Raw genomic sequence first — 25,338 nt, 5'->3', positions numbered from 1 at the left:
CAGTTAGCGGATGCGAAGAGCCGCGAGCAAGCCTTCGATCGGTTGAAAACGAACATCCAGTTCGGCGAGCAATACGCTTTGCAGATCCTTGCGGAACAGATCGAGCCATGCGCCCGGCGCGGACGTTTCATCCGCGGCATGGGCGCGCTTCAGGCGCTCGAAATGCTTGCCCAGCAATGCGGGCACGTTGGTGAGCAGGCTGCGCTCGCGCGCGCTCAGCGCCTGTTCCATGACGGCATCGACGACGGCGAGGCGCGCCATGTCCGGCGATCTGGCCGCGAGCATCGACCTCAGGCGCGTGCGCAGCGCGCCGATGTCGGTGTCCATCGCCTGCTGTAACGACAGATAGCGCTGACGAAAGTCCGCGTAGTCGACCGGCGGCTCTTCCTGCGACGCCTGAACCGGGGCCCGATGCCTGCGGCGCGCGGCCGCTTCCTCGCGCGCGAGTGCGCTGGCGAGCGACGTCCGCACGCGCGCACAGTCCTCGTCCATGTCGCGCGGAGCGGATCGCGCGGCGGGCACGGCGGGCGGATCGGTCGCGAGCGCGGTCGACAGCGCGATCGCATCGGTCCAGCCGAGCCATTGGCTCAGACGGTCTGAGAGCGATTCCGCGGGTTCGTGAACATCGAGATCGGCAAAATGTGCCAGCAGCCGAACGAGCGCCGGGCCGCTGAATGCCGTGCGCTTCATGCCTTGCACAGGATCACCGGGGGCAAAAGGACGCTATTTTACCTGCGCGGGCGAAATCGATGCCCCGTTTCGCGTTCAGGGCGCCTTCGCCGGCATGAAGGCGAACGGCTGTGTCGCGACGAAGCTGCCCGCCGTCTCTCCCGAAAAGACCTGCCCCGCATCGATCGTGAGCTTCATGACCGGCGCGCCGGGATTGAGGTTGAGCTTCTTCAGCGATACCCAGAACGTATCGGGCCGCGTCGCCGAATCGAAGTAGTAGATCAGGTTCTGCTGATCCGACACGGTCCGCCATATCGTCGATGACAGATTCGGCTGCTCCGGCGTGCTGATGCCGAGCGGCACGCTCACCGAACGCATCACGCTCATCACGCTTGCCACCGCCTGAAACGCATACGACTTCTGTGGCACGCCCGCCATGTAGTTCGGATCGGCCTGCTTCGGAATCGCATCGAGCAGAAAGGACGCGCGCACGAAGCGGTCCGCCGCGCGATTCGTGCCCGGCAGAAAACCCATGCCGCCGACGCTCTTCCAGTAAGTATCGATGGCAAGCTGCTCTTCATAGATCGGCGAGTTCGTCATCACCTTGTACTTCTTGCCCTGATGGATGATGAGCTTGCCGTTGATATATTCGAAGATGGCCGAATCGCCGCGTGCATCGGACAGCGAAAGATGGATCGTGAGCGGCTTGCCGTTGGGCAGCGGCGGCGCGATGATCTGGAACGGCTCGCGCGACATGACATAGACGGCCTGCCCGACCGTCGCGAAGTTATCGAGCGCGTATTGCGCCCACAGACTGATCGACATCGGATCGCGCTTCGGGTCGGGCTTGCCGTAGTCGGTCTCGGCGAGATAGAGCGCGTTGGCCACCAGTCCGCGCTCGTTCATGCCGTCGACGGTGCCGATCTCATAGCCCGACACCACCACGCTGCCGTACTTCGATTTCCATTTGATCGAACGCGGCCCTGCATTGCCATCGCGTTCGATACCCGCGGGCATCACCCAGAGATTCGAGCGCATGTCCTCGGACCAGTCCATCGAGCGGCCGGTTATCACGAGACCTTTATCGCCGACATACAGCGCGCGCGTACAGGCAAGCGCAAGCGACGTGGAGAGCAATGCGAATGCGACGAGGCACGCGATCTTTCGAGTCAGACGGGTCATGGCCTTGTTTTCCTTTCTCATCCTTCATTGAGCGGCGGCAGCGCCGGACCTCTCGTTCGGCGTGCGCGCTTCCATGGTTTCAACCGGTGCAACTTCACGCGCACGCCGTTTTCAGCAGACTGCGCGCTTTCATAATGCGATTCGACCGCCTGCGCGAGATGTTTCAGTTCAGGCTCCGCGAGTTCATCGAGCCGCGCGGGATGCGTGAAGCGCGGGCTCGCATCAATCCATCGATACAGCGCCGGAATCACGCGCCGCATCGCACCGGCATCGACGGCCTGCCGCAACGCGCGCCACGCGGCGAACTCGCCTTCCGCGCGCTGCTTGCGTTGCGCGATCCACCAGCGCGAGAAGCGCCGAAGCCATGCATGCACGCGCGGATAGCACCATACCCCCGCCGCCAAACACGCAAGCACGACGAGCGCCAACGCGATGTCACGCGCATTCAGGAAGATCACCGTATGGCGTGCGGCGCCGGCGAGCGCATCGGCGGGAATGGCCCATAGCGGCTTCTCGTGCGCCGCGCGCGCCGTGAAGCTTACCGCAGGAAGATGAATCGTTTCGCGACGATGCGTCGCCGTGTTCCACCATTCGATATCGATTGGCGGCAATGTGTAACGTCCGCGCCTGTTCACGACATACGTGACGGTATCGGTCCGCTCGCCCGCGACGAGTCCGGTTCGATCTTCGGAGATGTTGCGTGTCTGCGGCGGCTTCTCATAGCGGCGCAAACCGTCGATATCGCCGAACTGAACCGGCGCGATCAGCATCGACTCGGTCGCATCGGCGCGCTGCGTGACGATGCGCGTGATCGTGCCACCCACTTCGAGCGTGCCGCCGTCCGGCTCGATGCGCTGCTTCGCGGAGAGGCCGGGCGCGGGAAAAAACGTGGTCATCCCTTCAGCGCCTGGCGGCAGCGTCGCGGTGATAGTCAGCGGCGGCGTCCGCAACGTGACGGGCGCGTCCATGCCGCCCGGATGCAACGTGATGCCGAATGCGGGCACCGCGAAAGCGCCCGCCGTGCGCGGCACGATGCGATACGCGCGACTCACGCCGAACCAGCGCACGCCGTCGATCGTCTCGTTGAGGTTTTGCGCGTTGTCATCCGGCAGCGTGACGAACGCGTCGTGGACGTCGAACATCGGCCAGTCGGGCGCCGCGGTGAACCACGTCGTCGTGAGCGTATCGACGACGAGCGTGACCGCGCTGCCCGCGACCACCGGACCGGACGGTTCCAGGTGCGCGCGCAGCATCGTGCGTGGCGCTTCGTCGGCGGCGGCGCATGTGCATGCGAGCCACAGGCAAAGCATCACGACGAAGCGGCGCATCATGGCGCGCCTCCGGCTTCCTGAGCGAACCGCTGATGCAGAAACGCCGCGGGCGACGTATTCAGGTTGCGCATCCACGTCTCTTCCGATGGACGCTGTCCCGGAACGAGCACTTGCTTGCCGTCCTTGCTCTTCTTCTTTTGCTCGTCGATCTGGTCGGGCTTCACGGTCGTCGATTCATCGCCTTCGTCCTTCTCGTCCTCGATGAGTTTCTGCACGAGTTCCCGGTTCGCGCGCGCATCGGCGAAACCGGCGCGGCGCGCGAGCGCGTTGTCGTAGGCTTTTAGCGCGCCCGGATAATCCTTCAGATGCGCGAGCGTATTGCCGATATAAAAATACGCCTCCGCCGTATTCATGCGCGAGAACGTTTCGAGCGCATCGGTGTAATCGCCTGCGAGGTATTGCGCGCGGCCCTTCCACATCGGATCGTCGAAGCGTTGCGCTGCGCGTGCGTAGTCGCCGTGTTCGAAGCTCCAGCGGCCTTGCTGATCGTGTGTCGCGAACAGATCGAGCCATTCGAACGACGCGGCGCGCGCATCGTTCGTCGCGCCGAGAGTGGCAAGCGAAACCAGTACGACAGGCAGCCACTTGACCGTCCAGCCGCGCCTGAACCCAAACAGCGCGATGACGAGGATCGGCAGGATCAGCCAGTAACCCGACTCCTTCCAGCGCGGCACGATCTTCGATTCCTGCGCCGCCTCCAGATAGACTTGCGCGCGACGCTGCACCCATTCGACATCGTCGTCATCCGGGCGCACGCTCGCCAGCGGAATCGACGCGGCCTGCGTGATCTTGCGGATCGCCGCTGCGTCGAACGTGCCGGTGACCGGATGACCTGCGTCGTCCATCGCGAGTTCGCCGTTCGGTTTGCGTATCGGACCGCCCTGCTCCGTGCCCACCGCAAGCCATAGCAACTGATGCTTCGATGCCTTCGCGAGACGCACGAATTCATCGCTGCGGCCTTCATCGAAGCCGTCGCTGATAAAGACGATCGTGCCCGCCGCCTCATCCTTCGCAAGCACATGCTCCGCGATCGCGAGTCCCGCCGCCGCATTCCTGCCATCGCGCGGCATGAGTTCGGGCGCGAGCGCGGGCACGTAGAGTTCGAGCATGGCCGGGTCTTCCGTCGGCGGCACGACGAGATGCGCGCTCGCTGCAAACACGACGAGTCCCGTGCGCGCGCCCTTTCTCGCGGCGGCGAGATCGAGCACTTTCTGCTTCGCGCGCTCGATGCGCGTCGGTGCGACATCGGCTGCATCCATCGAACGCGCGAGTTCCAGCACGACGACGAGCGGCGCCTTGTCCTGATCGAACGGCGGACGCTCCTGTTGCCACGTCGGTCCCGCAACGGCGATCGCACCGAGCGCGATCAGCGCGCACAGCGCATGAACTGGCTGCACGCGAACCCGCCGCTTCTCGCCGACGATCAGATGCTCCAGCAAATGCGGCGCGATGATATTGCGCCAGCGTGCGCGCATGTCGTTGCGCCGCAACCAGACGAACGGAAGCAGCACGGCGGGAATCAGCAGCAGAAGCCACAGCGGCCGAAGAAAATGAAACGCCGTGAGATCGATGGCCATATCAGGCCTCCGCCTCGTCCATCGGCAGCGCGCGGCGCGGGGCGCGCAGCAGCGCGATGAGATACGCGAGCACGTGATACAGCGTGAATATCGACACGGCCAGCGCAAGCGGCACCCAATAGAACTCGCGCTGCGGGCGATAGATTTCGCGCTTGATCTTCTCGGGCGTCAACCTGTCGATCGCGGCATACACGTCAGCCAGGTCCTGCTCGCGGCCGAGCGCACGAAACGCGCTGCCGCCCGTGGTCTTCGCGATGCGCGCGAGCGCGTCGAGATCCACCTTGTCCTCGCCCTGCGTGTCCGGATCGCCGATGCCGATCGTATGCACGACGATGCCGTGCCGCTTCGCGATGCGCGCCGCCTGCTCGGGCGGAATCGCGCTCGCGGTGTCGTTGCCGTCGGTGAGCAGCACGAGCACCTTCTCCTGCGCGGGCGTGTTCTCCATCAGCTTCACGGACAAGCCGATCGCATCGCCGATCGCCGTGCGCGGCCCCGCCATGCCGATGCGCATCGCGTCGAGCAGAATCAGCACACTGTCGTGATCGAGCGTGAGCGGCGCCTGCGGATACGCGGCATCGCCGAACACGACGAGCCCGATGCGATCGCCCTTGCGCTTCGCGATGAAATCAGCGACCACGTGCTTCACCGCGCTCAGGCGATCCATGCGCTCGCCGGTGGCGGTGTCGATGAAATCGCGTTCGCTCATCGACTGCGACAAGTCGATCGCAAGCAGCAGATCGCGCGCGGGCATGTCGCGCGTCACGGGCGCTTCGACGAACACGGGCCGCGCCGCCGCGATCAACAGCAGCACCCAGAGCAGCGGCGTCAGCACGCGTTGCAGGCCGTTGCGGCGCAGGCGCACGCCGCCGGGCGCGGGCTTTTCTCCGGCGGCTTCGGCCATTTCCTGGAAGAACGGCACGCGCACTGCCGACGCCGTCGTGCGGTACGCGGGTACGAGCCACCACACCAGCACCGGTAGCGGCAGGAGCGCGAACATCCACGGAAACTCAAACTTCCACATGATGATGGCCGATCCAGTCGCGCGCGGCCTCGACGAGACCTCGCGCCTGTTGCAGCGTGATGACGGCGAGTTGTTCGCGCGGCGCATAGCTTGCTTTGTAGAGCAGCGCGCCGCTTTCGTCGTCGAACGAGCCGTGCGTTTGCTTCAGATACGCGAGCCATGCGCTGCCGCTCAACGCGGCGACGCGCTCGCGCGGCGCGGCCGCGAGCGCCGTGCGCTTGATGAGCGGCGCGATCTCGGCAAGCGCCGAGGCACGCGTGGCGGCATCGTCCAGTTTCGCTTCGATGCGCGCGAGTTCGATCAACGCCTCGCGCCGGTAACGCGACTTCTCATGACGCCGCCACGCGAACCAAGCGATGACCAGCGCCGCCACGATCAACAGCAAGGCGACGAACACCCAGCCGACGGTCTGCGGCGCATACGAAACCGGCGCGGGCAATGGCAACTCACGCAAGGATTGCAGCGTGCCATTCATAGTCCGCTGCCCATTGCATGACGCGGCCGTTCGCCGAACAGTCTGCGCACCTGATCCACGACAGGCTCGGCCGTCGATATCGCCATCAACGGAACGCCGCTCGCGCGCAGCAAATCGGCGATTCCGGCCGCGCGTCCTTTGAAGAGACTCGCGAGCGGCTCACGCACGCGTTCCTTCTCGATGCGCAATTCCACCTGCAAGCGCCCTTCGCTCACGACGAGCGCGCGATGCTCCGGCATGCGCTGCCACATCGGATCGAAGACGAGCGCGGCGATCACGTCGTTGTGCGCCGCGAGTTGCCGCAGCAACTGGCGCGTGCGTTCGTCGGCGCCCGCGAAGTCGCTCACGATGCACACGAGATAATCATGTCCCGCGATCTGCAGCACGCCTTCGAGCGCGGCGTTCAGTTGCGCGTAGTTCGTGCGCGCGGGACTGTCGGCCGCGAGCGCGCGGTTCATGCGGGCCATCGCGCCGAACAGCATCTCGATACGCGTGCGGCTGCGCAAGGGCCGCACGCGCACGACTTCATCGTCGCCGAAGACGACGCCGCCGACGCGATCGCCCGCTGCGAAGCCCATCCATACGGCGAGCGCGGCAGCTTCGGCCGCGACGACCGATTTGAACGCGCGGCTCGATCCGAAGAACATGCTCATGCGTTGATCGACCATCACGAGCAAGGGACGATCGCGCTCTTCCGTGTAGACGCGCACATGCGGCTTGCCGGTGCGCAGACTCACGCGCCAGTCGAGATGACGGATATCGTCGCCGGGCAGATAGCCGCGCAGTTCCTCGAAGTTGAGACCGCGCCCGCGCATGCGCGATGCGTGACGGCCCGACAGAATGCTCGACACCGGCGCGGGCGCAACAAAGCTCAGGCCGCGCGCACGGAGTTCGAGCCGCATGAGATGCGCGGCATCGACATACACGCTTCCGATCGAATCCTCTGCGCTCGCCGTCATCGAAACGTTCCTCTGCGATCAAGCCGGCACGGCGACCTTTTCCACCAGCCGGTCGATGACCTTGTCCGCGCTGATGTCGTCGGCGCTGGCGTCGTAGGACAGCAGCAGGCGATGACGCAGCACCGGATGAATCACCGCGCGCACATCGTCGGGCGTGACGAACGCGCGCTCGTCGAGCCACGCATGCACGCGGCTCGCGCGATCCAGCCCGATCGCGCCGCGCGGGCTCGCGCCCACTTCGATCCATCTGGCGAGATCGGCATCGATGGCCGCGCCTTGGCGCGTCGCATTCACGAGCGACACGATGTATTCGTCGATGGCGGCAGCGACGCTCACGCGCCGCGCCGCCTCGCGCGCCGCGAAGATGTCCTGCTGCGAGAGCGTTTCGAAGTGCGTCTGTTCGCCTTCGGTCTCGCGCCGCAAGAGACGCAGCATCTCGCACTCGCTCTGCGGCGACGGATACGTGATCAGCACTTTCAACAAAAAGCGGTCCATCTGCGCTTCGGGCAATGGATACGTCCCTTCCTGTTCGATCGGATTCTGCGTCGCCATGACGAGAAAGAGATCGGGCATCGCATGCGTCTTGCCCGCGACCGAAATCTGCCGCTCTTCCATTGCTTCGAGCAACGCCGATTGCACCTTGGCGGGCGCGCGATTGATTTCGTCGGCGAGTATCAGATTGCCGAAGATGGGGCCGGGCTGAAACGCGAGCGTGCGCTCGGTGCCCGATTGAAGCAACGTTTCGCCGCCGGTGATATCGGAAGGCAGCAGATCGGGCGTGAACTGGATGCGCTTCATGGTCGCGGCGAGACGCGCGGCGATGGCCTTCACGGTGCGCGTCTTCGCGAGGCCCGGCAGGCTTTCGAGCAGTACGTGGCCGTCGGCGAGCAATGCGATCAGGATCTGCCGCACAACGGCTTCCTGCCCCACGACCGCTTGCCCGATGCTCGCTTCGAAACGCCGGATGGTATCGCGCATGACTGGCTTTTCCCCATGGTGCATCCATCTCGTTGGCGGCGCGCAAGGCTGCCTGCCCGCGTGAGCCACAAGTTACTGGAGCCGCGCGCTTTCGTCAAAGCATCGCATTGCTTCGTTTTATGAAATTTCATGCGCACTGCAATGCAGTTTTTCTCGCGAAAAAAAGATTGAATTCGGCTAGGCGTTCGTATATTGGTGAGACCGAATCGCGTCGATGAAATCGTCGCAGCGCAAGTGGAGCAACGCATATGGTGGGGCCATCAACGAAGGGCAGGCAAGGCATCGTCCGGCAAGGGGCGCGTATGCGCCGCATCGCGCTGTGGGCCGTGCTGCTGCTTCTGTGCCCCGCGCTCGTCGGCTATGCAGTGAGTCGGGCGATGACGGAACACGCGAAGCCGCAGATCCGCGTCGTGCTCGGCGACGGCGCGCAGGGGCCGAAAGGCATGGCGTGGGTGCCAGGCGGCGAGTTTCTGATGGGCAGCGACAGCAAGCTCGCGCAAGCGAACGAGCGTCCTGCGCACAAGGCGCGCATTCACGGTTTCTGGATGGACGAGCATCACGTGACGAATGCGGAGTTCCGCAAATTCGTCGACGCGACCGGCTACGTCACCACAGCCGAGAAAAAGCCCGACTGGGAGACGCTGAAGGTGCAACTGCCGCCCGGCACGCCGCGCCCGCCGGGCAGCGCGCTCGTCCCTGGCGCCATGGTGTTCGTCGGCACGCCGGAACAGGTACCGTTGCAGGATTTCTCGCGCTGGTGGCGCTTCGTGCCCGGCGCGGACTGGCGGCATCCGACCGGACCGGCGAGCAACATCGACGGCAAGGACGATCATCCCGTCGTGCAGGTGTCGTATGAGGATGCCGAGGCTTATGCGAAGTGGGCCGGCAAACGTCTGCCCACCGAAGCGGAATGGGAATTCGCCGCGCGCGGCGGTCTCGATCAGGCCACCTATGCGTGGGGCAACCAGTTCACGCCCGACGGCAAGCAGATGGCGAACGTGTGGCAAGGTCAGCAGCCGCAGCCCTTCCCCGTGGTCAACGCGAAGGCCGGCGGCGCGGCGGGCACGAGTCCGGTCGGCAGCTTTCCGGCCAACGGCTATGGCCTCTCCGACATGACCGGCAACGCATGGCAGTGGACCGCCGACTGGTATCGCGCGGATCAGTTTCGTCGCGAGGCGTCGGTCGGTGGTGTCGTCGACGAGCCGAAGGGCCCGTCCGATTCGTGGGACCCCGCCGATCCCGGCGTGCCGGTGCAGGCGCCCAAGCGCGTCACGCGCGGCGGCTCGTTCCTGTGCAACGAAGCCTATTGCCTGAGCTATCGCCCGAGCGCGCGACGCGGCACGGACCCTTATAACAGCATGTCGCATCTGGGGTTCCGGCTCGTGATGGACAAGGACGTGTGGGATCGGACTCATGGCCATGCACCGATCGATACGGCAGCGCGCTGAGCGCCTCCTCGTGCTCTTGACGACGCTGCTCGCCGCGTGCGTCATCGCGGGATGCGCGAGCCCCGGCGACACGGCGAACGTTGCGAGCGCACAAAGCGCACAAACCCGTCCCGCCGCGATCGCGGTCCTGCCTTCGTGGCGCGAAGGACCGGCGCGCGAAGCCATCATCAAATTCGTCGACGACGTCACGCGCGAGGGCTCGCCCTCTTACGTGCCGCCCGCCGAGCGGATCGCCGTGTTCGATAACGACGGCACGTTGTGGAGCGAGCAGCCGCTCTATTTCCAGTTCGTGTTCCTGCTCGATGAAGTGAAGGCCGCCGCGCCGAAACATCCCGAATGGCGCAACAATCCGGCCTATCAAGCCCTCGCCGCGCACGATCAGGCGGCGCTCGCGGGACAGCAGAAGGAATTGATCAAGCTCGTCGCGATCGCGAACAGCGGCATGACCGTCGACGAATACGATCGCGCGATCCGCGCATGGCTCGCAACGGCGAAGCATCCGAAGTTTCAGCGGCCCTACACCGAGCTCGTCTATCAGCCGCAACTGGAGTTACTCGCGTACCTGCGCACGAACGGCTTCAAGACGTTCATCGTGTCGGGCGGCACGATCGAGTTCATGCGCGTGTTCGCTGAGCGCGTCTACGGCATTCCGCCGGAACAAGTGATCGGCTCCAGCCAGCGCGTGAAGTTCGAAACGCGCGACGGCAAGCCCGTGCTCGTGCGCGAACCGAAGCTCGATTTCGTCGATGACGGTCCGGGCAAACCCGTCGGCATCTATCGCAACATCGGGCGGCGGCCGCTGCTCGCGTTCGGCAACTCGGACGGCGACCTGGAAATGCTGCAGTACACGGCGGCGCAGGCGGGACCGCACCTCGCGCTCATCGTGCATCACGACGACGCGGCGCGCGAGTTCGCCTACGACCGGCAATCGAAGGTCGGCAAACTCGATCGCGCGTGGGACGAAGCGCGCGCGAAAGGCTGGATCGTCGTGAGCATGAAGGACGACTGGAACGTGATCTATCCGCCGGGCACGGGGCAGTAGCGGTATCTCTGGGAGAGCAATAATGACAAAGCCGAATCTTCGACGCATGCGCTTTATCACGGGGGCGCTTGCCGCCATCGCGGCGATCTGCGTGCTGATCGTCCCGCCGATCATCTCGACCGCGCAGACGCAGACGAGCCCCAAGCCCGCCGCGCCCGCGAAGCAGGCAGCGCCCGCGGCACAGAACAAGCAGAACAACCAGAGTTCGAAGAAGCCGAACATCCTCGTGATCTTCGGCGACGACATCGGGCAGACCAACATCAGCGCGTACAGCAAGGGCGTGGTGGGTTACGAGACGCCGAACATCGACCGCATCGCCAGCGAAGGCATGCTGTTCACCGATTACTACGCGGAAAACAGTTGCACGGCGGGCCGCTCGACCTTCATCACGGGCGAGGTGACGCTGCGCACGGGGCTTTCGAAGGTCGGCATTCCGGGCGCGAAAGTCGGTTTGCAGCCGCAGAACATCACGATTGCCGAAGCGCTCAAGCCGCTCGGTTACGCGACCGGCCAGTTCGGCAAGAACCACCTCGGCGATCGCGACGAATATCTGCCCACCAAGCACGGCTTCGACGAATTCTTCGGCAACCTGTATCACCTGAACGCCGAGGAAGAGCCGGAGCGCCCTTACTATCCGAAGGATGACAAGGCCTGGGTGAAAGCCAATGCGCCGCGCGGCGTGATCCATTCCTTCGCGGACGGCAAGATCGAGGACACCGGCCCGCTCAACACCAAGCGCATGGAAACGATCGACGACGAAACCACGCAGGCCGCGATCGACTTCATGCAGAAGCAGGCGAAGGCGGACAAGCCGTTCTTCGTGTGGATGAACACCACGCGCATGCACCTCTTCACGCACGTGCGGCCTTCGATGCAGGGACAAAGCGGCATGCCGGGCAACGAGTATGCGGACGGCATGATCGAGCACGACGGCGACGTCGGCAAGCTGCTCAAGGCCCTCGACGATCTCAAGCTGACCGACAACACCATCGTCGTCTATACGACGGACAACGGGCCGAACCAGTTCTCGTGGCCCGACGCCGCGACCACGCCGTTCAGAAGCGAGAAGGACACCAACTGGGAAGGCGCGTTCCGCGTGCCCGCGCTGATCCGCTGGCCGGGCCATATCAAGCCCAATTCCGTGTCGCGGCAGATGATGTCCGGCCTCGACTGGTTCCCGACCCTGCTGGCCGCCGCCGGCGACAACAACATCGCCGATCGCCTGCTCAAAGGCGCGGCGATCGGCGGCAAGACCTTCAAGGTGCATCTCGACGGCTACAACTTCCTGCCCTATCTGACAGGACAGTCGAAGGACGCGCCACGTCACGAGTTCTACTATTTCAACGACGACGGCATGCTGGTCGCGATGCGCTTCAACGACTGGAAGTTCGTGTTCTGCGAGCAGCGCGAGCCGGGCGGCTTCATGGTCTGGGCGAACCCGTTCACCTGCCTGCGCGTACCGAAGATGTTCAACCTGCGCATGGACCCGTACGAGCGCGCCGATATCGTCTCGGATCAGTATTACGACTGGAGCACCAAGAACGTCTATATGTCGCAATATGCGGTGAGCAAGGTGGCGCCGTTCCTCGCGACGTTCAAGCAATATCCGCCGAGCCAGCGTCCGTCGAGCTTCAGCATCGACCAGATGACCGAAGCGCTGACGAAGAGTATCGAGAGCACCGGCAAGTAAGCCGCGCAATCGTTCGACGACCACGCCCGCTGCATCGCAAGACGCAGCGGGTTTTCTCGCAATAAGGAGCCGGTTTCCACGATGAGCCATCTCAGCGCCGACCATCCGAAATCGACCCGTCGCAGTGCGGCGCGCAAGACGCATCGCGCGCACGCGCTGGACACGCGCGTCGCGCGAAGAAGCGCCGTGCCCGCCTTGCTGCTGTTCGCCTCTGGCATGGCCGCGCTCATCTATCAGGTGTTGTGGGTGAAACAGCTCACGCTCGTCGTGGGCATCGAGGTGCAGGCGGTCACGATCGCGATCAGCGCGTTCTTCGCAGGACTCGCGATCGGCGGATGGTGCTTCGGCCGGCTTGCCGATCGCGTCGCGCAGCCGTTCCTGCTGTACGCCGCGCTGGAGGTTGCGGCGCTCGTGCTCGGCATCGGCGCGACGCAGGCACTCGCGCACAGCGCCGCGTCGTTCGCGCTGTTGCAGGCAAGCGCCGGGCCGCTCGCGTGGGCGCTGCCGTTCTTGCTCGTCGGACTGCCCGCCATCGCGATGGGCGGCACGGTGCCCGTGCTCACGCGCGCGCTCGCGACATCGCGGCAGGACATCGGCGGCGCGGGCGGGCGGCTCTATGCCGCCAACACCGCGGGCGCGATCACCGGCGCACTGCTGCCCGCCTTCGTGCTGATTCCCTGGCTCGGCGTGCAAGGCAGCGCGCTCGCGGCCGCCGGGTTGAACGCCGTCGCGGCGCTGGGCGCGGTGGCGGTCTCGCGTCAAGCGCGGCCGGCTTTCGGCGCGGACACGGCTACCGATACACCAGGCGCTACCGATGCCGCGCAGGCGCGCATCGCGGTCGCGCTATATGCGGTAGCGGGCGGCATCGCGCTCGGCTACGAAGTCGTGTGGTCGCAAGCGATCGCGCAATTCATCAGCACGCGCAGCTTCGCGTTTTCCATCGTGCTCGCGACGTATCTCGTCGGGCTCGCGCTCGGCAGCGCCATCGCCGCGCGTGTCGCGGACCGCGTGCGCGATCCGTGGAGCGCGTTCGGCGTATTGATCGGCGCGGCGGGTCTCGCGGCGCTCGGCGGCGTCGCGGGCGCGGGCGGCTGGCTCATGGCCGCGCAACATCATGCGGCAGAACTCGCGCTCGCCGCGACCGGCAATCTGCTCGCGTCGATGTGCGCGAGCTTCGCGGTCGCCGCCTGCGCCATCGTGCTCGTGCCGACGCTGCTGCTCGGCGCCGCCTTCCCCTTCGCGCTGCGCATGGCCGCGAATGGCGACGTACAGCACGCGAAATCCGGCATCGGCGCGGATGTCGGGCGCGTGCTCGCGCTGAACACGGCAGGCGGCATCGCGGGCACGCTGTTCGCGGGCTTCGCGCTCGTGCCGTCGCTCGGGCTGGTTCGCTCGCTCGGCGTGCTCGCGGTGGCGGCGGGTCTCATCGGTCTGTCGGCGGCGTTGAGCGGCGGCGGCGCGCGGCGCGCGGGTCTCGTCGCGTGTGTGACGATCGCGGCACTGTCTGTCATCGTCGCGGTCGTCACGCCAGCCGACCGGCTCGGCGCGTTGCTCGCGCAGGCGCGCGGCGGGGCGCTCGCGTATTACGAGGAAGGCGCGGGCGGCACGGTCGCCGTGCTCGAACAAGGCGACGGCGCGCAACGCTTTCGCCGCCTCTATATTCAGGGCGTCTCGAACTCGGGCGATGCGATGACCTCGCGCCGCTACATGCGCCTTCAGGCGCTCGCGCCGTTGATGATTCATGCAGGCACGCCACGCTCGGCGCTCGTGATCGGCCTCGGCACGGGCATTACCGGCGGCGCGCTGCTCACGTGGCCGACGCTCGATAAACGCGTGATCGCGGAACTGTTGCCCGCGGTCGTGCGCGCGTCGTCGCGCTTCGACGGAAATTATGGCGTGAGCGCCGATCCGCGCATCGAACTGCGCGTCGCCGATGGTCGTCGCGAACTCCTCTCGCGCACCGAGCGCTACGATCTCGTCACGCTGGAGCCGCCGCCGCCATCGGCTGCCGGCGTCGTCAATCTGTACTCGACGGACTTCTACCGGCTCGCGGCCGCGCGTCTGAACGAAGGCGGCATCGTCGCCCAATGGCTGCCGCTCTCGACGCAAAACGAGGATCAGACGCGCTCGCTGATCCAGAGCTTCCTGCGCGTGTTTCCGCACGCGGCGCTGTGGACGACGGAGTTTCACGAAATGATGCTGGTCGGCTCGATGCAGCCGATGCCGCTCGACGTGCCGCGAATCCGCGCGCGCTTCGCGCAACCGGAAGTCGCGCGCGCGTTGCGCGAAGTCGGCATCGCGTCGCCGGAAGCGTTCGTCGCGACGTGGGTCGCGGATCGCTCCGCGCTCGCCTATTACGCGGAAGACGCGCCGCCCGTCACCGATGACGACCCGCGCATCGAATACGCGCCGTGGGTTCGTCGCGGCGATTTTGCGGCGACGCTCGCGCACATGCTCGCGCTGCAAAGCGAGCCGCCATTGATCAACGCGGACCCCGCGTTCGCCGACACGCTCGCCGCCGAACGCCGCACGCTGCATGCGTTCTATCGCGCGGGGCTGGATGCGTATCGCGGCGACCGCGATGCGTGGACGCGTGACATCGGCGCGGTGCTGCGGGCCGATCGCGCGAATCCGTATTACCGCTGGGTGATGGGCGGCACCGGAAGCGCCAACTGAAATCAGAACACGAGCGTGGCCGTCGCCATGAAGGTCTTCGTGCTCTTGAGCCGGTTGGTGCTCGTGACCGAAGGCACCCAGCGCAGGCTCGCGGACAGCGGGGCCTTGCCGCCGAGCTTGGTCTCGTACGTGACGATCGGGCCGACCGTGAAGTCGTGTCCGACGAAGCCGTCGAGCCGATCCGCGGTCGGGCCGGTGTCGTGGCCCAACTGCTGCACCGTGCCCATCACGACGCCCATGCCGAAGCCGTTCGCGAACTTCTTCAGACCCATCACATCGAGCGTGAACAGGGGCGCGTTCTGATAGTTCGTCGCGTTGTTCTTCGTGTAGAACTGGACGCCCATCACCGCATCGAATTCGAGGCCGTACTTCGGCACGAGCTTCGTATAGGCGATCTGCGGCACGAAGGTCCAGTTGTTGAGGCTAGGATTCGCGAGCGCGCCCGCTTCATAGTTGCCGGTCGGCGCCCAGATGTTGAAGGACAACGCGATGTGATCGGTCTCCGAGAAGTGGTAGCCGGCCTCGATCGGCGTGAAGAGCATGTCGTAGAGATTCGACGCGCGATCGCTCGTCGTGCGGGTGAGCTGGCCGACGGCGAAGGTGCCCGACACTTTCTCCCACACGTAAGGCAGCGTGATGCCCGATGCGAACGCCCAGCCACCGTAACTGCCCCACACTTTCAGCAGGCTCGCGAGCGTGAGCGACAGTTCGCCCTCCAGGCCGAGCGAGCGCTGGCCCGCGATCGGCACTTGCCGGTTGCTGCTGATCGAGCCATCGAGATAGAGCGTCTCCAGGCTCGCGATCCACACCGGTTCGGTAGGCACGATGCCCACGCCGGACAGCACGCTCGTTCCCGCGACGGGCCGCCCGAGCGCGCCTTCCGTCGCCGACGCGCTGCCCGCGCCGAGCAGCGCCGCCGCTGCCACGACCAGCGTTCGCAGGCGTCCATGGGGCCTGCGCTGTCGTGGGCTCAACTGACTTCTCATGCTTCACCTCCGCGAGCTTGCCTCCAGCAATATTGGAATTGAGCTGCTTTGTAAAGGCGCGCGCGGCATGCGCGGCAGGCCGGTCATGCGCCTGCTCGACTGAGCAATTGAAATTATTCCGGAACCTGCAATCGGTGCACCGCTCGAGCATCTATTCGCGATCGGCGACCGTGAGTTTCCGAAGCGCGACAATGAGGGACGTCTTCACTTGTTTATTGGTTTATTGCATGCGTTATGCAGAATGCCTCACGTCGCATAGCGTCACTCGGACGGAAATCCGAGCGCCATCGCCTTGGTGCGCAAATCGGCAAAACGACCGCCCGGTGTCGGCGTCTGCGATGCGCCCTCCGCTGCTTTCGCCGTCCGCGAATTGTCGACAGTGCCGATTCCCGATCCGGCCGCAGGCGTGTTGGAGCATGCGAAGCCGAACGGTCCTTGCGCCACCGTGAGCGCCGGCGCATCGGTGCGCGGCGCGTCGCTCAGGTCGAGTGCGTAGGCCATGTTGAACGTCGTCGGATCGCTCGCGCGCACGCCCAGCGGATCGAGCCCGAAGCGCCACGCGATCAGTTGATGAATCGAACTCGGATCGAACGGATAGCGCGCGACGTTGTTCGCGCGCACGCGCGGCCCGAGCAGCATGCAGGGCACGCGAAAGCCGAGGCGGCCATCGTTGCCGAGCTTCTGTTCCGCCGACGACAGCGACTTGACCGGCGGCGCGACGTGCTCGAAGAAGCCGCCCCACTCGTCGTAGACGATGATCATGAGCGTCGTGCTCCAGTTCGGGCTCGTGCGCAGCGCTTCGTAGATCTGCCCGAGCAGCGCCTGACCATTGCGCACGTCCGCATGCGGATGGTCGTCGTTGGAGGTCCCGTTCGCCTCGCCGCCAAAACTTGGATCGACCATGCAGAACGACGGCAGATTGCCTCCCGCCGCATCGGACAGGAACTCGGCGAAAAGTTTCGAGCGGCCGACATAGCGCGTGCCATAGAGCGCCGTGAACGGAACGTCGTGGAAGTAGTACTTCGACGACACGTTCTTCGCGTCGAGACGGTCCCAGATCGTCGATAGCGACGATGTGTCGAGCGTGTCTTTCAGGCGGTCCGTCTCGCCACTATGCAGATAGACGCGGTTCGGAAACGTATCGGAGAGAATGCCGCTCATGTAGTAATCGCAGACGGTGTATTGCGTGACGGCCTGGCGATAGAAATCGAGGTCGCTGCCCGTGAAGTAACCGATCGGCAGCAGATCGCCGCGCGTCTTGTTCGTATCGGGCGTGAGCAGAAAGCCGTTCATCGCGCCGTTCGCGAGATGCGTGCGGCCCGCGTCGTATTCGTGATCGGGGTCCGCGAACTGGCAGCTCTGAAAGCCGAAGGCCGCATTGGCGGACAGCGGGAATGTCGGTTGCGTTGCGCCGAATGCGTCGGTGAACTGCCTGCCCGCCTGCACGCCTTCCACGCCGGGCACCCAGCCGAGCATGTGATCGAAGGAACGGTTCTCCATCGTGACTAGCACGATGTGATCGATGCCCGAGGTCGCCGGCGCGGGTAACGCGGGGCGCGGCAGATTCGCGCGGTCAGGCGGAATGTCGCCGATGGTGCTCGTCGGCGTGACAGCGCCGGAGTCGTCGTCACTGCCACCGCCGCCGCACGCAGACAGCATGGCCGAGCTGGCGAGCGCGGCAAGCAGGCGGCGGCGTACCGCGTCGGGTTCGTGTGGGGGTTTCTGAGCCATGCCGGCGCACCATGTGAGTATTGTTATCGAACGCCGTTCGCCGGAAAACGCGGTTGCGTTTGAAGAGTTCGAATGCGAACGACCCGTGGGTGCCGGGAAATAGCATATGTCGTTCCCGCACCCTCACTCACAAGGGGCGCTGCTATGGCTTTCCGACGACGGAGTGGCTCGCGCCGTCCGCTACGGGCGCGTCGAGCGAATACGCGTCGACGCCGTCGATGCAGCCGAGGTTCACGCGCCACATGTCCGGATTCGATCGCGTCTGATGGAATGTGTAAATCCCACAGCGCTTGCAGAAGAAATGCTTCGCGACCTGAGTGTTGAACTCGTACAACGCGAGTTCATTCTCGCCTGAAAGAATGCGCAGCCGGTCCCTGGGAAACGGCGGCGACATTACCGCGCCGCGCCGCCTGCACAGACTGCAATTGCAGCGCACGGCGGGCTCGGACGGCGTATCGGCTTCAAAGGTGACCGCGCCGCAATGGCATGCGCCTTTCAGGGTGGTCGGGTTCATCGTCGGTGTGTCTCCCTTGGTGTCGGGTTCAGGCCGCGTCCTCCACATACTGCGCGAGTCCGCGTCCGAAAGACCAGTCTTCGCGGCGATTCGGCGCGAGCACGATCATCACGTCCTCGGGCCGCAAGCCGGGCGATGCAGCGAGCTTCGCGGCCAGCGTCTTGTAGAACGCTTTCTTGGTCGCCAGGTCGCGCCAGTCGCTCGCGGTGATGTGAATGAACACGACGTCGTCGCTTCGTTCCACGCCCAGATAGCCCGGATCGTAAATGAAATCGTCGCGATCGTATTGCTGGATCAGTTGGAAGCGATCGTCGGCGGGAACCTTGAAGGCTTCGACGAGCGCCTCGTGGACGCCGTCCGAGATCGCGCGGATGTGGTCGCGCGGCTTGCCTTTCACGAGCGAGATTCTGACGAGCGGCATGGTGATTCTCCTTCGAAGCGGGATCGGTGCATCCCACTCTACGCCGCGCTATCGATCCCGAAAATTGAATAGTTCAGCACCGACCGTTCGACGAAATCGAATCATCGCGCCCGCAACGCCTCGACGATATTCATCCTGGAAGCCCGCAACGCCGGCAGGAAACCGCCAACCAATCCCATCACGAGCGAAAACCCGAGCGTCTGCGCGACCACCGAAGGCGTCAGAATGAAGCGAAACGAGAGATCCGCAAACGTCTGAAAATTGGTCGTCGAGAACGAGGCGAACTGCATGAGCGCGGCGCAACCCAGCCCCGCCACCCCGCCGACGAGCCCGAGCAACAACGCTTCGAGCAGGAACGCGCCGAGCACGTCGAAGCGCTTGAAGCCGAGCGCGCGCAACGTTCCGATTTCCGCGACGCGATTCGCCACCGACGCGTACATCGTGATCATCGCGCCGATCATCGCCGCGACCGAGAAGATGCTCGACAGCGTGATGCCGAGAATATTGATGAAGGTCGATAGCGCCTTCGACTGATCGCCGTAAAAGACCTGCTCGCGCTTGGCTTCGTCAGCGAGGCGCGGGTCCACGTCGATATCGGCTTTGAAGCGCTCGAACGCATCGCTGCGCGCGAGCCGTACGACCATCGACGAATAGCTCGTGCGGCGGAACGACTGCATCAACTGGTCGACGTCGCCCCAGATTTCCGAATCGAAGCCGCTGCCGCCGGCATCGAAGTGGCCGACCACCGTCCAGTCGCGCTGCGCGAACCGCAGATGATCGCCGATGCGCGTGCCGCCGAAACCCTTCGCGATGCTGCTGCCGACGATGATCTCCGACGACCCGCGCCTGAACATGCGCCCCGCCGTGAGCTTCACTTGGGGACGCAATTCGACGCCCATCGGCGAGACACCGCGAATCACCACGTTCGCGGGCGTGTTCGTGGCGAGCTTGGTGAGCGAGATCAGCACCACGGTTTCCTTCGATGCGAGCGGCGCGCCGTCGCCGTTCATCGCGACCGACGGATGCATCTCCATCACGTTCGCCTGATTGCGGTCGATCGCGCTCTGAATCTCCGTTTCCGCGCCCTTGCGGATCACGACCACGTTGTCGCGCTCGCCGGTGGAGACGAGCGTCTTCTTGAGGCCGGCATCGAGCATCAGCACGGTCGCGAACACGAACACGACGAGCGCGAGGCCGCCTGCGGTCAGCATCGTCGTGAGACGGCGCGCCCAGAGATTGCGTGCGACGTAGGAAACGGGAATGGCCATTGCGCGTCCTCAGCCGATCGCCCGCAGGCCTTCGACGATGCGCACGCGGCTCGCCTGCACCGCCGGCACGATCGCCGCCGCCATCGCGACCGCGAAGGCGCACGCGGCCTGCAACAGCATGGTCTCGTGCGACACCATGAAGACCGGGAACACGCCGCCCGTCGCGTGCTTGAAGACTTCGGCGGCGGGCGGCGTAGCCAGAATGCCGATGCCGCCGCCGATCGCGCAGATCGCGAACGATTCGCCGAATACGAGCATCGAGAGGAAGCCCGGACCGAAGCCGAGCGCCTTCAGGGTCGCGTATTCGGTGGTGCGCTCGCGCGCGCTCATGGCCATCGCGTTCGCCATCACGGCCATGATGATAAGGATCACTACGTAGGACACCACGCGTATCGCCGCGATGATCTGATTCGACATCGCGACGAAGCCGAGTTGAAACGCCTGCTCCGTTTCGGTGAGCGTTTCGGCGAGCGAGTTTTTGAAGACGTTGTCGATGTTGCGCGAGACGATCGCGGCTTCGTCCGGATCCTTGATGCCGACCACGTACACGCCGACCTGATCGACAGTGCGTTTGGTCGTCTTGCGGATCGTCTCGTTCAGATAGTCATAGTGAAAGATGAGTTGCCGCGTGATGGTCGATTCGTCGCGCCCTTCCATGATGCCGCGCACGACGAAGTCCCACGTTCCCGGATAGATCGTGCCCTTGAGGGGAATGACGTCGCCGACCTTGAAGCCGTATTGGTCCGCGAGCTGCCGGCCGATGAGCGCGCCCTTGCGATCGCGCCGATAGTCCGCGCGCGCCTGCTCGGAGACGATGAACTCGGGATACAGATCGAGATAGTTGTCCGACACGGCGAACTGCGCGAAGAAGTTCTTCGGATCGCGATAGACGCCGCCGAACCAGTTCGAGCGCGCGACGAGCGTCACGCCGTCGACGCCGCGAATGCGATTCTCGTACGCGAGCGGCAGCGGAAACACGAGGGAGATCGCGTTGCGCGTGACGAGCCGCGCGTTCGACGCCGCCGATGCGCCCGCGTACCACGCATCCACGACCGTATGCAGCAGGCCGTAGGCGAGCACGGCGATGGTGAGGCCGAGCACCGTCAGCGTGGTGCGCAGCTTGTGACGCAGCGCGTTGCGCAGGATCAGCTTGAGCACGAACATGGCGACTCAGGGCGTGGTGCCATCGATGAGCTCTCCCTTCTCCAGATGCACGAGCGCCTTCGCAGCACCGGCCGCGTGCGCGTCGTGCGTCACCATGATGATGGTCTTGCCGAGCTTGTCGTTGAGACGTTGGAGCATCGCGAGGACATCGGCGGCGGAGTTGCGGTCGAGATCGCCGGTCGGTTCGTCGGCGACGATCAGCGTCGGATCGGTAATCAGCGCCCGCGCGATCGCGACGCGCTGCTGCTGCCCGCCCGACAGCTCCGACGGATAATGGCTCATGCGGTCGGCCATGTTGACCATGTCGAGCACCATCGCGACACGCTCGCGCCGTTCGTGGCGTGAGAGACGCGTGAGCATCAGCGGCAACTCGACGTTCTCGAACGCGGACAACACCGGCATCAGGTTATAGAACTGGAAGATGAAGCCGACATTCGCCGCGCGCCAGTCCGCGAGCGCGGCTTCGGGCAGGCGCGTGATATCGAGGCCGCCTACGCGCAGCTCGCCACTGTCGGGCCGGTCGATGCCCGCGATCAGATTGAGCAGCGTGCTCTTGCCGGAACCGGACGGCCCCATCAACGCGACGAAATTCCCTTGCGCGATGGACAGCGTGATGTCGGTCAGCACCGGCACCGTCTGCGCGCCACGCCGATACGACTTCGCAACGTGGCTGATTTCCACCAGAGTCGGCGCGCTCACGCTATTTCTTCGCCAAGGTGACCTTGGCGCCGTCCTTGATCTTGTCGCCGGGCGACAGCACGAGCACGTCGCCGGGCTTCACGCCCTGCACGGCGAGAAGATCGCCGATGCGCTCGCCCGTCGTCACCGGCACTTCGCGCGCGGTGTCGTGCTCGATCGCGTAGACCACCTTCTTGCCATCACGCGTCACGACCGCGCTGGGCTGCACCGCGACAACCGCCTTCTTCTCCTCGGGCGGCACGGGCTTCGAGAGAAACGCGACCTTCGCGGACATCTCGGGCAGCACGCGCGCGTCGCGCTCGACGAAGCGCACTTTCACGAGCACGGTGGCCTTGGAGCGATCGACCGTCGGCACGATGCGCGATACGCGGCCCGCGAAACGCACGTCGGGCAGCGCATCGAGCTGGATTTCGCACGGCTGCTCGACGGCGATGCGCGAGATGTTCGATTCGGCGACATCGGCTTCGACTTCGAGCGTCTTCATATCCGCGATGGTGACCACCGCGCCCTTGCTGTCCGACGCCGACGAAAACGGCGTGATGTTGTCGCCCACGTTCGCGTGTTTTTCGAGCACGACGCCGTCGAAGGGCGCGCGGATCACCGTCTGATCGACGGCCACTTGCGCGGCCTGCGCATTGGCGAGCGCGGCGACGATCGCCGCCTGGTCGCTGTTGATGGACGCCTGCGCCTTGTCGAAGCGGGCGAGCGCGGCGTCGTACTGCGTCGCCGGTATCGCGCCCTGCGGGGCGAGAATCTTGAAGCGCCGCAGATCGACTTCGGCGTTTTTTATCTCGGCGCGTTGCAATTCCAGATTGGCGCGCGCGACCTTTACCTGCGCCTGCGCCTGTGCAAGCGAAGCGGCGACGTCGTTGCTCTCCAGCCGCGCGATGATCTGGCCTTCCTTCACCACCGTGCCTTCGAGCACGCCGAGCCATTCGACGCGTCCCTGCCCCTTCGACGCGACCGCCGCCTTGCGCTGCGGCACGACATAGCCGGTGGCGTTGAGCAGCGTGTAACTCTGCGACGGATAAACCGAAGTGACGGTGGCCGTCTCCACCGCTTGCGCGCCGGTGAGACGAAGCGCCACGGCGACGAGCGCGAGCAGAATCGCGGCGATGATGACGTAACGAAGCCAGTTGCGCCGGCGTCGCGGCATGGCGGCGGACGGTCCCCGGTCGATTTTGAGTTTTTCTAGGTCGTGTTCAGCCAATTTGTGGACGTGCGCCGCGAGAGGCTCCGCGGATCGGGGCTGGAGTGAAAGGAAGCTCAGTATAGCGCCGCGATCCTCACGCGCGACGATCCTCACCCGCCGCTCACTTGTGAAAATAAGTTAAAGATGCTTTGAGTTAGACGCCGGTTTCCACGCCGGAAGTTGGGTAAAGTGGCCTCACGCTGAAGAGCGCCCGACACATCGAAGACGGAGACGAGACATGAAGACATATCGCATCGCTACCATTCCCGGCGACGGCATCGGCAAGGAAGTCGTGCCCGCGGGCCGGCAAGTTCTCGAAGCGCTGGCACGCAGCACGCAAAATTTTGCATTCGATTTCGAGAATTTCGACTGGGGTGCGGATTACTACCGTCAGCACGGCGTGATGATGCCCGACGATGGTCTCGATGCGATCCGCGATAAAGACGCGATCCTCTTCGGTTCCGCCGGCGATCCGGACGTGCCCGATCACATCACTTTGTGGGGCCTGCGTCTGAAGATCTGCCAGGGCCTCGACCAGTACGCAAACGTACGCCCGACGCGCATCCTGCCGGGCATCGACGGGCCGCTCAAGCGCTGCGAGCGCGAAGACCTGAACTGGGTGATCGTGCGCGAGAACTCGGAAGGCGAATATTCGGGCGTCGGCGGCCGCGTGCATCAGGGTCATCCGATCGAAGCCGCGACCGATGTCTCGATCCTCACGCGCGCCGGTGTCGAACGCATTATGCGTTTTGCATTCAAACTCGCGCAGTCGCGTCCCCGCAAGCTGCTGACCGTCATCACGAAGAGCAACGCGCAGCGTCACGCGATGGTCATGTGGGACGAGGTCGCGCTGGAGATCTCGAAGGAATTCCCGGACGTGAAGTGGGACAAGGAACTGGTCGATGCGGCCACCGCGCGCATGGTCAATCGTCCGGCGACGCTCGACACCATCGTCGCGACCAACCTGCATGCGGACATCCTGAGCGATCTGGCCGCGGCGCTCGCGGGCAGCCTCGGCATCGCGCCGACGGGCAATATCGATCCGGAACGCCGCTATCCGTCGATGTTCGAGCCGATTCACGGCTCAGCGTTCGACATCATGGGCAAGGGTCTCGCCAATCCGATCGGCACGTTCTGGTCGGTCGCGATGCTGCTCGAACATCTCGGCGAGTTCGAAGCCGCGAAGCGCGTGATGGCCGCGGTCGAGGCGGTGACGGCTGATCCGTCGTTGCACACCGGCGATCTCGGCGGCAAGGCGACGACCGCGCAAGTGACGGCGGCGGTGTGCGCGTTCGTCGAGCGTGTGGAGGCGGCTGCGGCTTGATGGGATTGGGAATCCGGCCGCGTTTGGCGCGGCTGGAACATCGAGGAACCTGCGTGAATCGATTGAATTCATAATCACGCATGCAAGATGCCGATCCGCGCGCTTCGCTTTAAGATAGCCACTTCATCGTGACCCGGCTTCATGCGCCAGGAGTGGCAGGTGGATTCATCGAAACATCGAAGCAGCGCCGCGCTATGTCTGACCTTCATGCTGCTATGCGGGTCGGCGCCCGCATTCGCGGCCGCGCCGTCCGCGAGCCATGCGGCGAGCGGTGCATCGACGCCGGCGATCATGTCCGTCGACGCCCTTCCGCCGAACTTCACCGGCGACGATCCCGAACACGTCCGCGATGCGCTCGCGGGTCGTCCCGCGCCGAGCCAGTCCTCGTCGATCACGAGCCGTGTGCGCTCATTCCTGGCGCATCCGTTGCGCAAATCCGAGCAAGCCGCGTCCGCGCCTTCGGGTGCGAGCCAACCCCGCGCGCAGACCGACCGCACGTTCACCTTCGTCATTCCGGTTTCATACGGCGTGCGCTATCTGTCGAAGAAGAAAGTGCTTACCGTGAACGTCTCGCTGGCGGCGCCGGAAGATCCCGGCGCCATTCTGCTCAAGCAGACAGTGAAGGGACAAAGCGGCCGCAAGCTCGTCGTCGCGCCCGAGGCGAAGGCGAAGGGATTTCTTCAGACCGTCGACGTCATTCAATTGAAGGCGGGCGGCGGCAACAAGACCACGATACAAGGCCGCGCGCTGCTGCCGCACTTCGATCACGAACACGGCAACGACGACTTCGCCATCGTGCTGATCTGCACCCTCGCGCCGCCCTATCTGATGGAAGATATCGAGCACAGCGCGCCCACCGACGAAGAACCCACCGACATCACACGCAGGACATCTACGCTGAATGGAAGCATCGATGCCGCGTGGCTCATCGATCGAAAGGAAGGCACGATCGTCACGAAGCGGCTGCGCCTCGTGAAATAGCAGGCGCGCC

The 25,338-nt window shown here is 64.8% G+C and carries 22 protein-coding genes; 6 read left to right on the top strand and 16 right to left on the bottom strand.

Translation table 11 applies throughout. From position 1 onward, the window contains the following. Positions 1-3: 3 nt before the first annotated feature. From AWB80_RS04680 to AWB80_RS04645, 8 genes are all read right to left on the bottom strand, one after another. On the bottom strand, positions 4-690 hold the full coding sequence (locus tag AWB80_RS04680) for a DUF3348 domain-containing protein (protein ID WP_061173442.1): 687 nt from the start codon (positions 688-690) through the stop codon (positions 4-6). A 75-nt stretch (positions 691-765) separates the two neighbouring features. Further along, positions 766-1,851, bottom strand: coding sequence for a linear amide C-N hydrolase (locus AWB80_RS04675; RefSeq protein WP_061173561.1), 1,086 nt, complete (start codon positions 1,849-1,851; stop codon positions 766-768). Between the two features lie 17 nt (positions 1,852-1,868). Next, on the bottom strand, positions 1,869-3,182 hold the full coding sequence (locus tag AWB80_RS04670; RefSeq protein WP_061173441.1) for a BatD family protein: 1,314 nt from the start codon (positions 3,180-3,182) through the stop codon (positions 1,869-1,871). After that, entirely contained in the window at positions 3,179-4,759 is a 1,581-nt protein-coding gene (locus AWB80_RS04665) for a vWA domain-containing protein (RefSeq protein ID WP_061173440.1), read from the bottom strand. The genes AWB80_RS04670 and AWB80_RS04665 overlap by 4 nt, the downstream gene beginning before the upstream one ends. Position 4,760: 1 nt before the next feature. Then, entirely contained in the window at positions 4,761-5,780 is a 1,020-nt protein-coding gene (locus AWB80_RS04660) for a vWA domain-containing protein (protein ID WP_061173439.1), read from the bottom strand. After that, complete coding sequence (locus tag AWB80_RS04655) at positions 5,767-6,255, bottom strand: DUF4381 domain-containing protein (protein WP_061173438.1); 489 nt, start codon at positions 6,253-6,255, stop codon at positions 5,767-5,769. Before AWB80_RS04655 ends, AWB80_RS04660 begins: the two co-directional genes overlap by 14 nt. Next, complete coding sequence (locus AWB80_RS04650; RefSeq protein WP_061173437.1) at positions 6,252-7,214, bottom strand: DUF58 domain-containing protein; 963 nt, start codon at positions 7,212-7,214, stop codon at positions 6,252-6,254. Before AWB80_RS04650 ends, AWB80_RS04655 begins: the two co-directional genes overlap by 4 nt. 18 nt (positions 7,215-7,232) lie before the next feature. Further along, entirely contained in the window at positions 7,233-8,192 is a 960-nt protein-coding gene (locus AWB80_RS04645; RefSeq protein WP_061173436.1) for an AAA family ATPase, read from the bottom strand. Positions 8,193-8,494: 302 nt separating this feature from the next. Here AWB80_RS04645 and AWB80_RS04640 point away from each other — a divergent pair, with 302 nt between their 5' ends. The 4 genes from AWB80_RS04640 (at position 8,495) to AWB80_RS04625 (ending at position 15,048) form a co-directional block, all read left to right on the top strand. After that, the gene (locus tag AWB80_RS04640) at positions 8,495-9,640 is read left to right on the top strand and encodes a formylglycine-generating enzyme family protein (protein WP_061173435.1); all 1,146 of its coding nucleotides are present in this window, start codon (positions 8,495-8,497) and stop codon (positions 9,638-9,640) included. Further along, positions 9,612-10,682 (top strand): HAD family hydrolase, encoded by a 1,071-nt coding sequence (locus AWB80_RS04635; protein WP_208635604.1) that lies wholly within the window; start codon positions 9,612-9,614, stop codon positions 10,680-10,682. The genes AWB80_RS04640 and AWB80_RS04635 overlap by 29 nt, the downstream gene beginning before the upstream one ends. A 22-nt stretch (positions 10,683-10,704) precedes the next feature. After that, positions 10,705-12,372, top strand: coding sequence for an arylsulfatase (locus AWB80_RS04630; protein ID WP_244206392.1), 1,668 nt, complete (start codon positions 10,705-10,707; stop codon positions 12,370-12,372). An 81-nt stretch (positions 12,373-12,453) separates the two neighbouring features. Next, entirely contained in the window at positions 12,454-15,048 is a 2,595-nt protein-coding gene (locus AWB80_RS04625; protein WP_061173433.1) for a fused MFS/spermidine synthase, read from the top strand. A gap of 2 nt (positions 15,049-15,050) precedes the next feature. On the opposite strand, the gene AWB80_RS04620 is transcribed toward AWB80_RS04625, so the two are convergent. From AWB80_RS04620 to AWB80_RS04585, 8 genes are all read right to left on the bottom strand, one after another. Next, entirely contained in the window at positions 15,051-16,034 is a 984-nt protein-coding gene (locus AWB80_RS04620) for a SphA family protein (protein WP_061173432.1), read from the bottom strand. 261 nt (positions 16,035-16,295) lie between these two features. Continuing rightward, positions 16,296-17,765 (bottom strand): alkaline phosphatase family protein, encoded by a 1,470-nt coding sequence (locus AWB80_RS04615; RefSeq protein ID WP_061173431.1) that lies wholly within the window; start codon positions 17,763-17,765, stop codon positions 16,296-16,298. A 142-nt stretch (positions 17,766-17,907) separates the two neighbouring features. Continuing rightward, positions 17,908-18,279 (bottom strand): GFA family protein, encoded by a 372-nt coding sequence (locus AWB80_RS04610; RefSeq protein WP_061173559.1) that lies wholly within the window; start codon positions 18,277-18,279, stop codon positions 17,908-17,910. A 28-nt stretch (positions 18,280-18,307) separates the two neighbouring features. After that, the gene (locus tag AWB80_RS04605; RefSeq protein WP_061173430.1) at positions 18,308-18,700 is read right to left on the bottom strand and encodes a tautomerase family protein; all 393 of its coding nucleotides are present in this window, start codon (positions 18,698-18,700) and stop codon (positions 18,308-18,310) included. A 101-nt stretch (positions 18,701-18,801) separates the two neighbouring features. Beyond that, on the bottom strand, positions 18,802-19,968 hold the full coding sequence (locus AWB80_RS04600; RefSeq protein WP_061173429.1) for an ABC transporter permease: 1,167 nt from the start codon (positions 19,966-19,968) through the stop codon (positions 18,802-18,804). A gap of 9 nt (positions 19,969-19,977) precedes the next feature. Further along, positions 19,978-21,132: an ABC transporter permease gene (locus AWB80_RS04595; protein WP_061173428.1), complete on the bottom strand. Its 1,155-nt coding sequence runs from the start codon at positions 21,130-21,132 to the stop codon at positions 19,978-19,980. A 6-nt stretch (positions 21,133-21,138) separates the two neighbouring features. Next, positions 21,139-21,831 (bottom strand): ABC transporter ATP-binding protein, encoded by a 693-nt coding sequence (locus AWB80_RS04590; protein ID WP_061173427.1) that lies wholly within the window; start codon positions 21,829-21,831, stop codon positions 21,139-21,141. 1 nt (position 21,832) lies between these two features. Next, the gene (locus AWB80_RS04585; protein WP_341866804.1) at positions 21,833-22,987 is read right to left on the bottom strand and encodes an efflux RND transporter periplasmic adaptor subunit; all 1,155 of its coding nucleotides are present in this window, start codon (positions 22,985-22,987) and stop codon (positions 21,833-21,835) included. 274 nt (positions 22,988-23,261) lie between these two features. On the opposite strand from AWB80_RS04585, the gene AWB80_RS04580 reads away from it, so the two are divergent. Beyond that, complete coding sequence (locus AWB80_RS04580; RefSeq protein ID WP_061173425.1) at positions 23,262-24,347, top strand: tartrate dehydrogenase; 1,086 nt, start codon at positions 23,262-23,264, stop codon at positions 24,345-24,347. A 159-nt stretch (positions 24,348-24,506) separates the two neighbouring features. Further along, positions 24,507-25,328 carry a hypothetical protein gene (locus AWB80_RS04575; RefSeq protein WP_244206391.1) on the top strand — a complete coding sequence of 274 codons (822 nt, stop codon included), beginning with the start codon at positions 24,507-24,509 and terminating at the stop codon, positions 25,326-25,328. The last annotated feature ends 10 nt before the right edge of the window (positions 25,329-25,338 follow it).

This window comes from Caballeronia pedi, assembly GCF_001544915.2.
GTDB lineage: Bacteria > Pseudomonadota > Gammaproteobacteria > Burkholderiales > Burkholderiaceae > Caballeronia > Caballeronia pedi.
The sequence above is the reverse complement of the archived record's forward strand: the minus strand, read 5'-3'. Positions and strand labels throughout refer to the sequence as shown.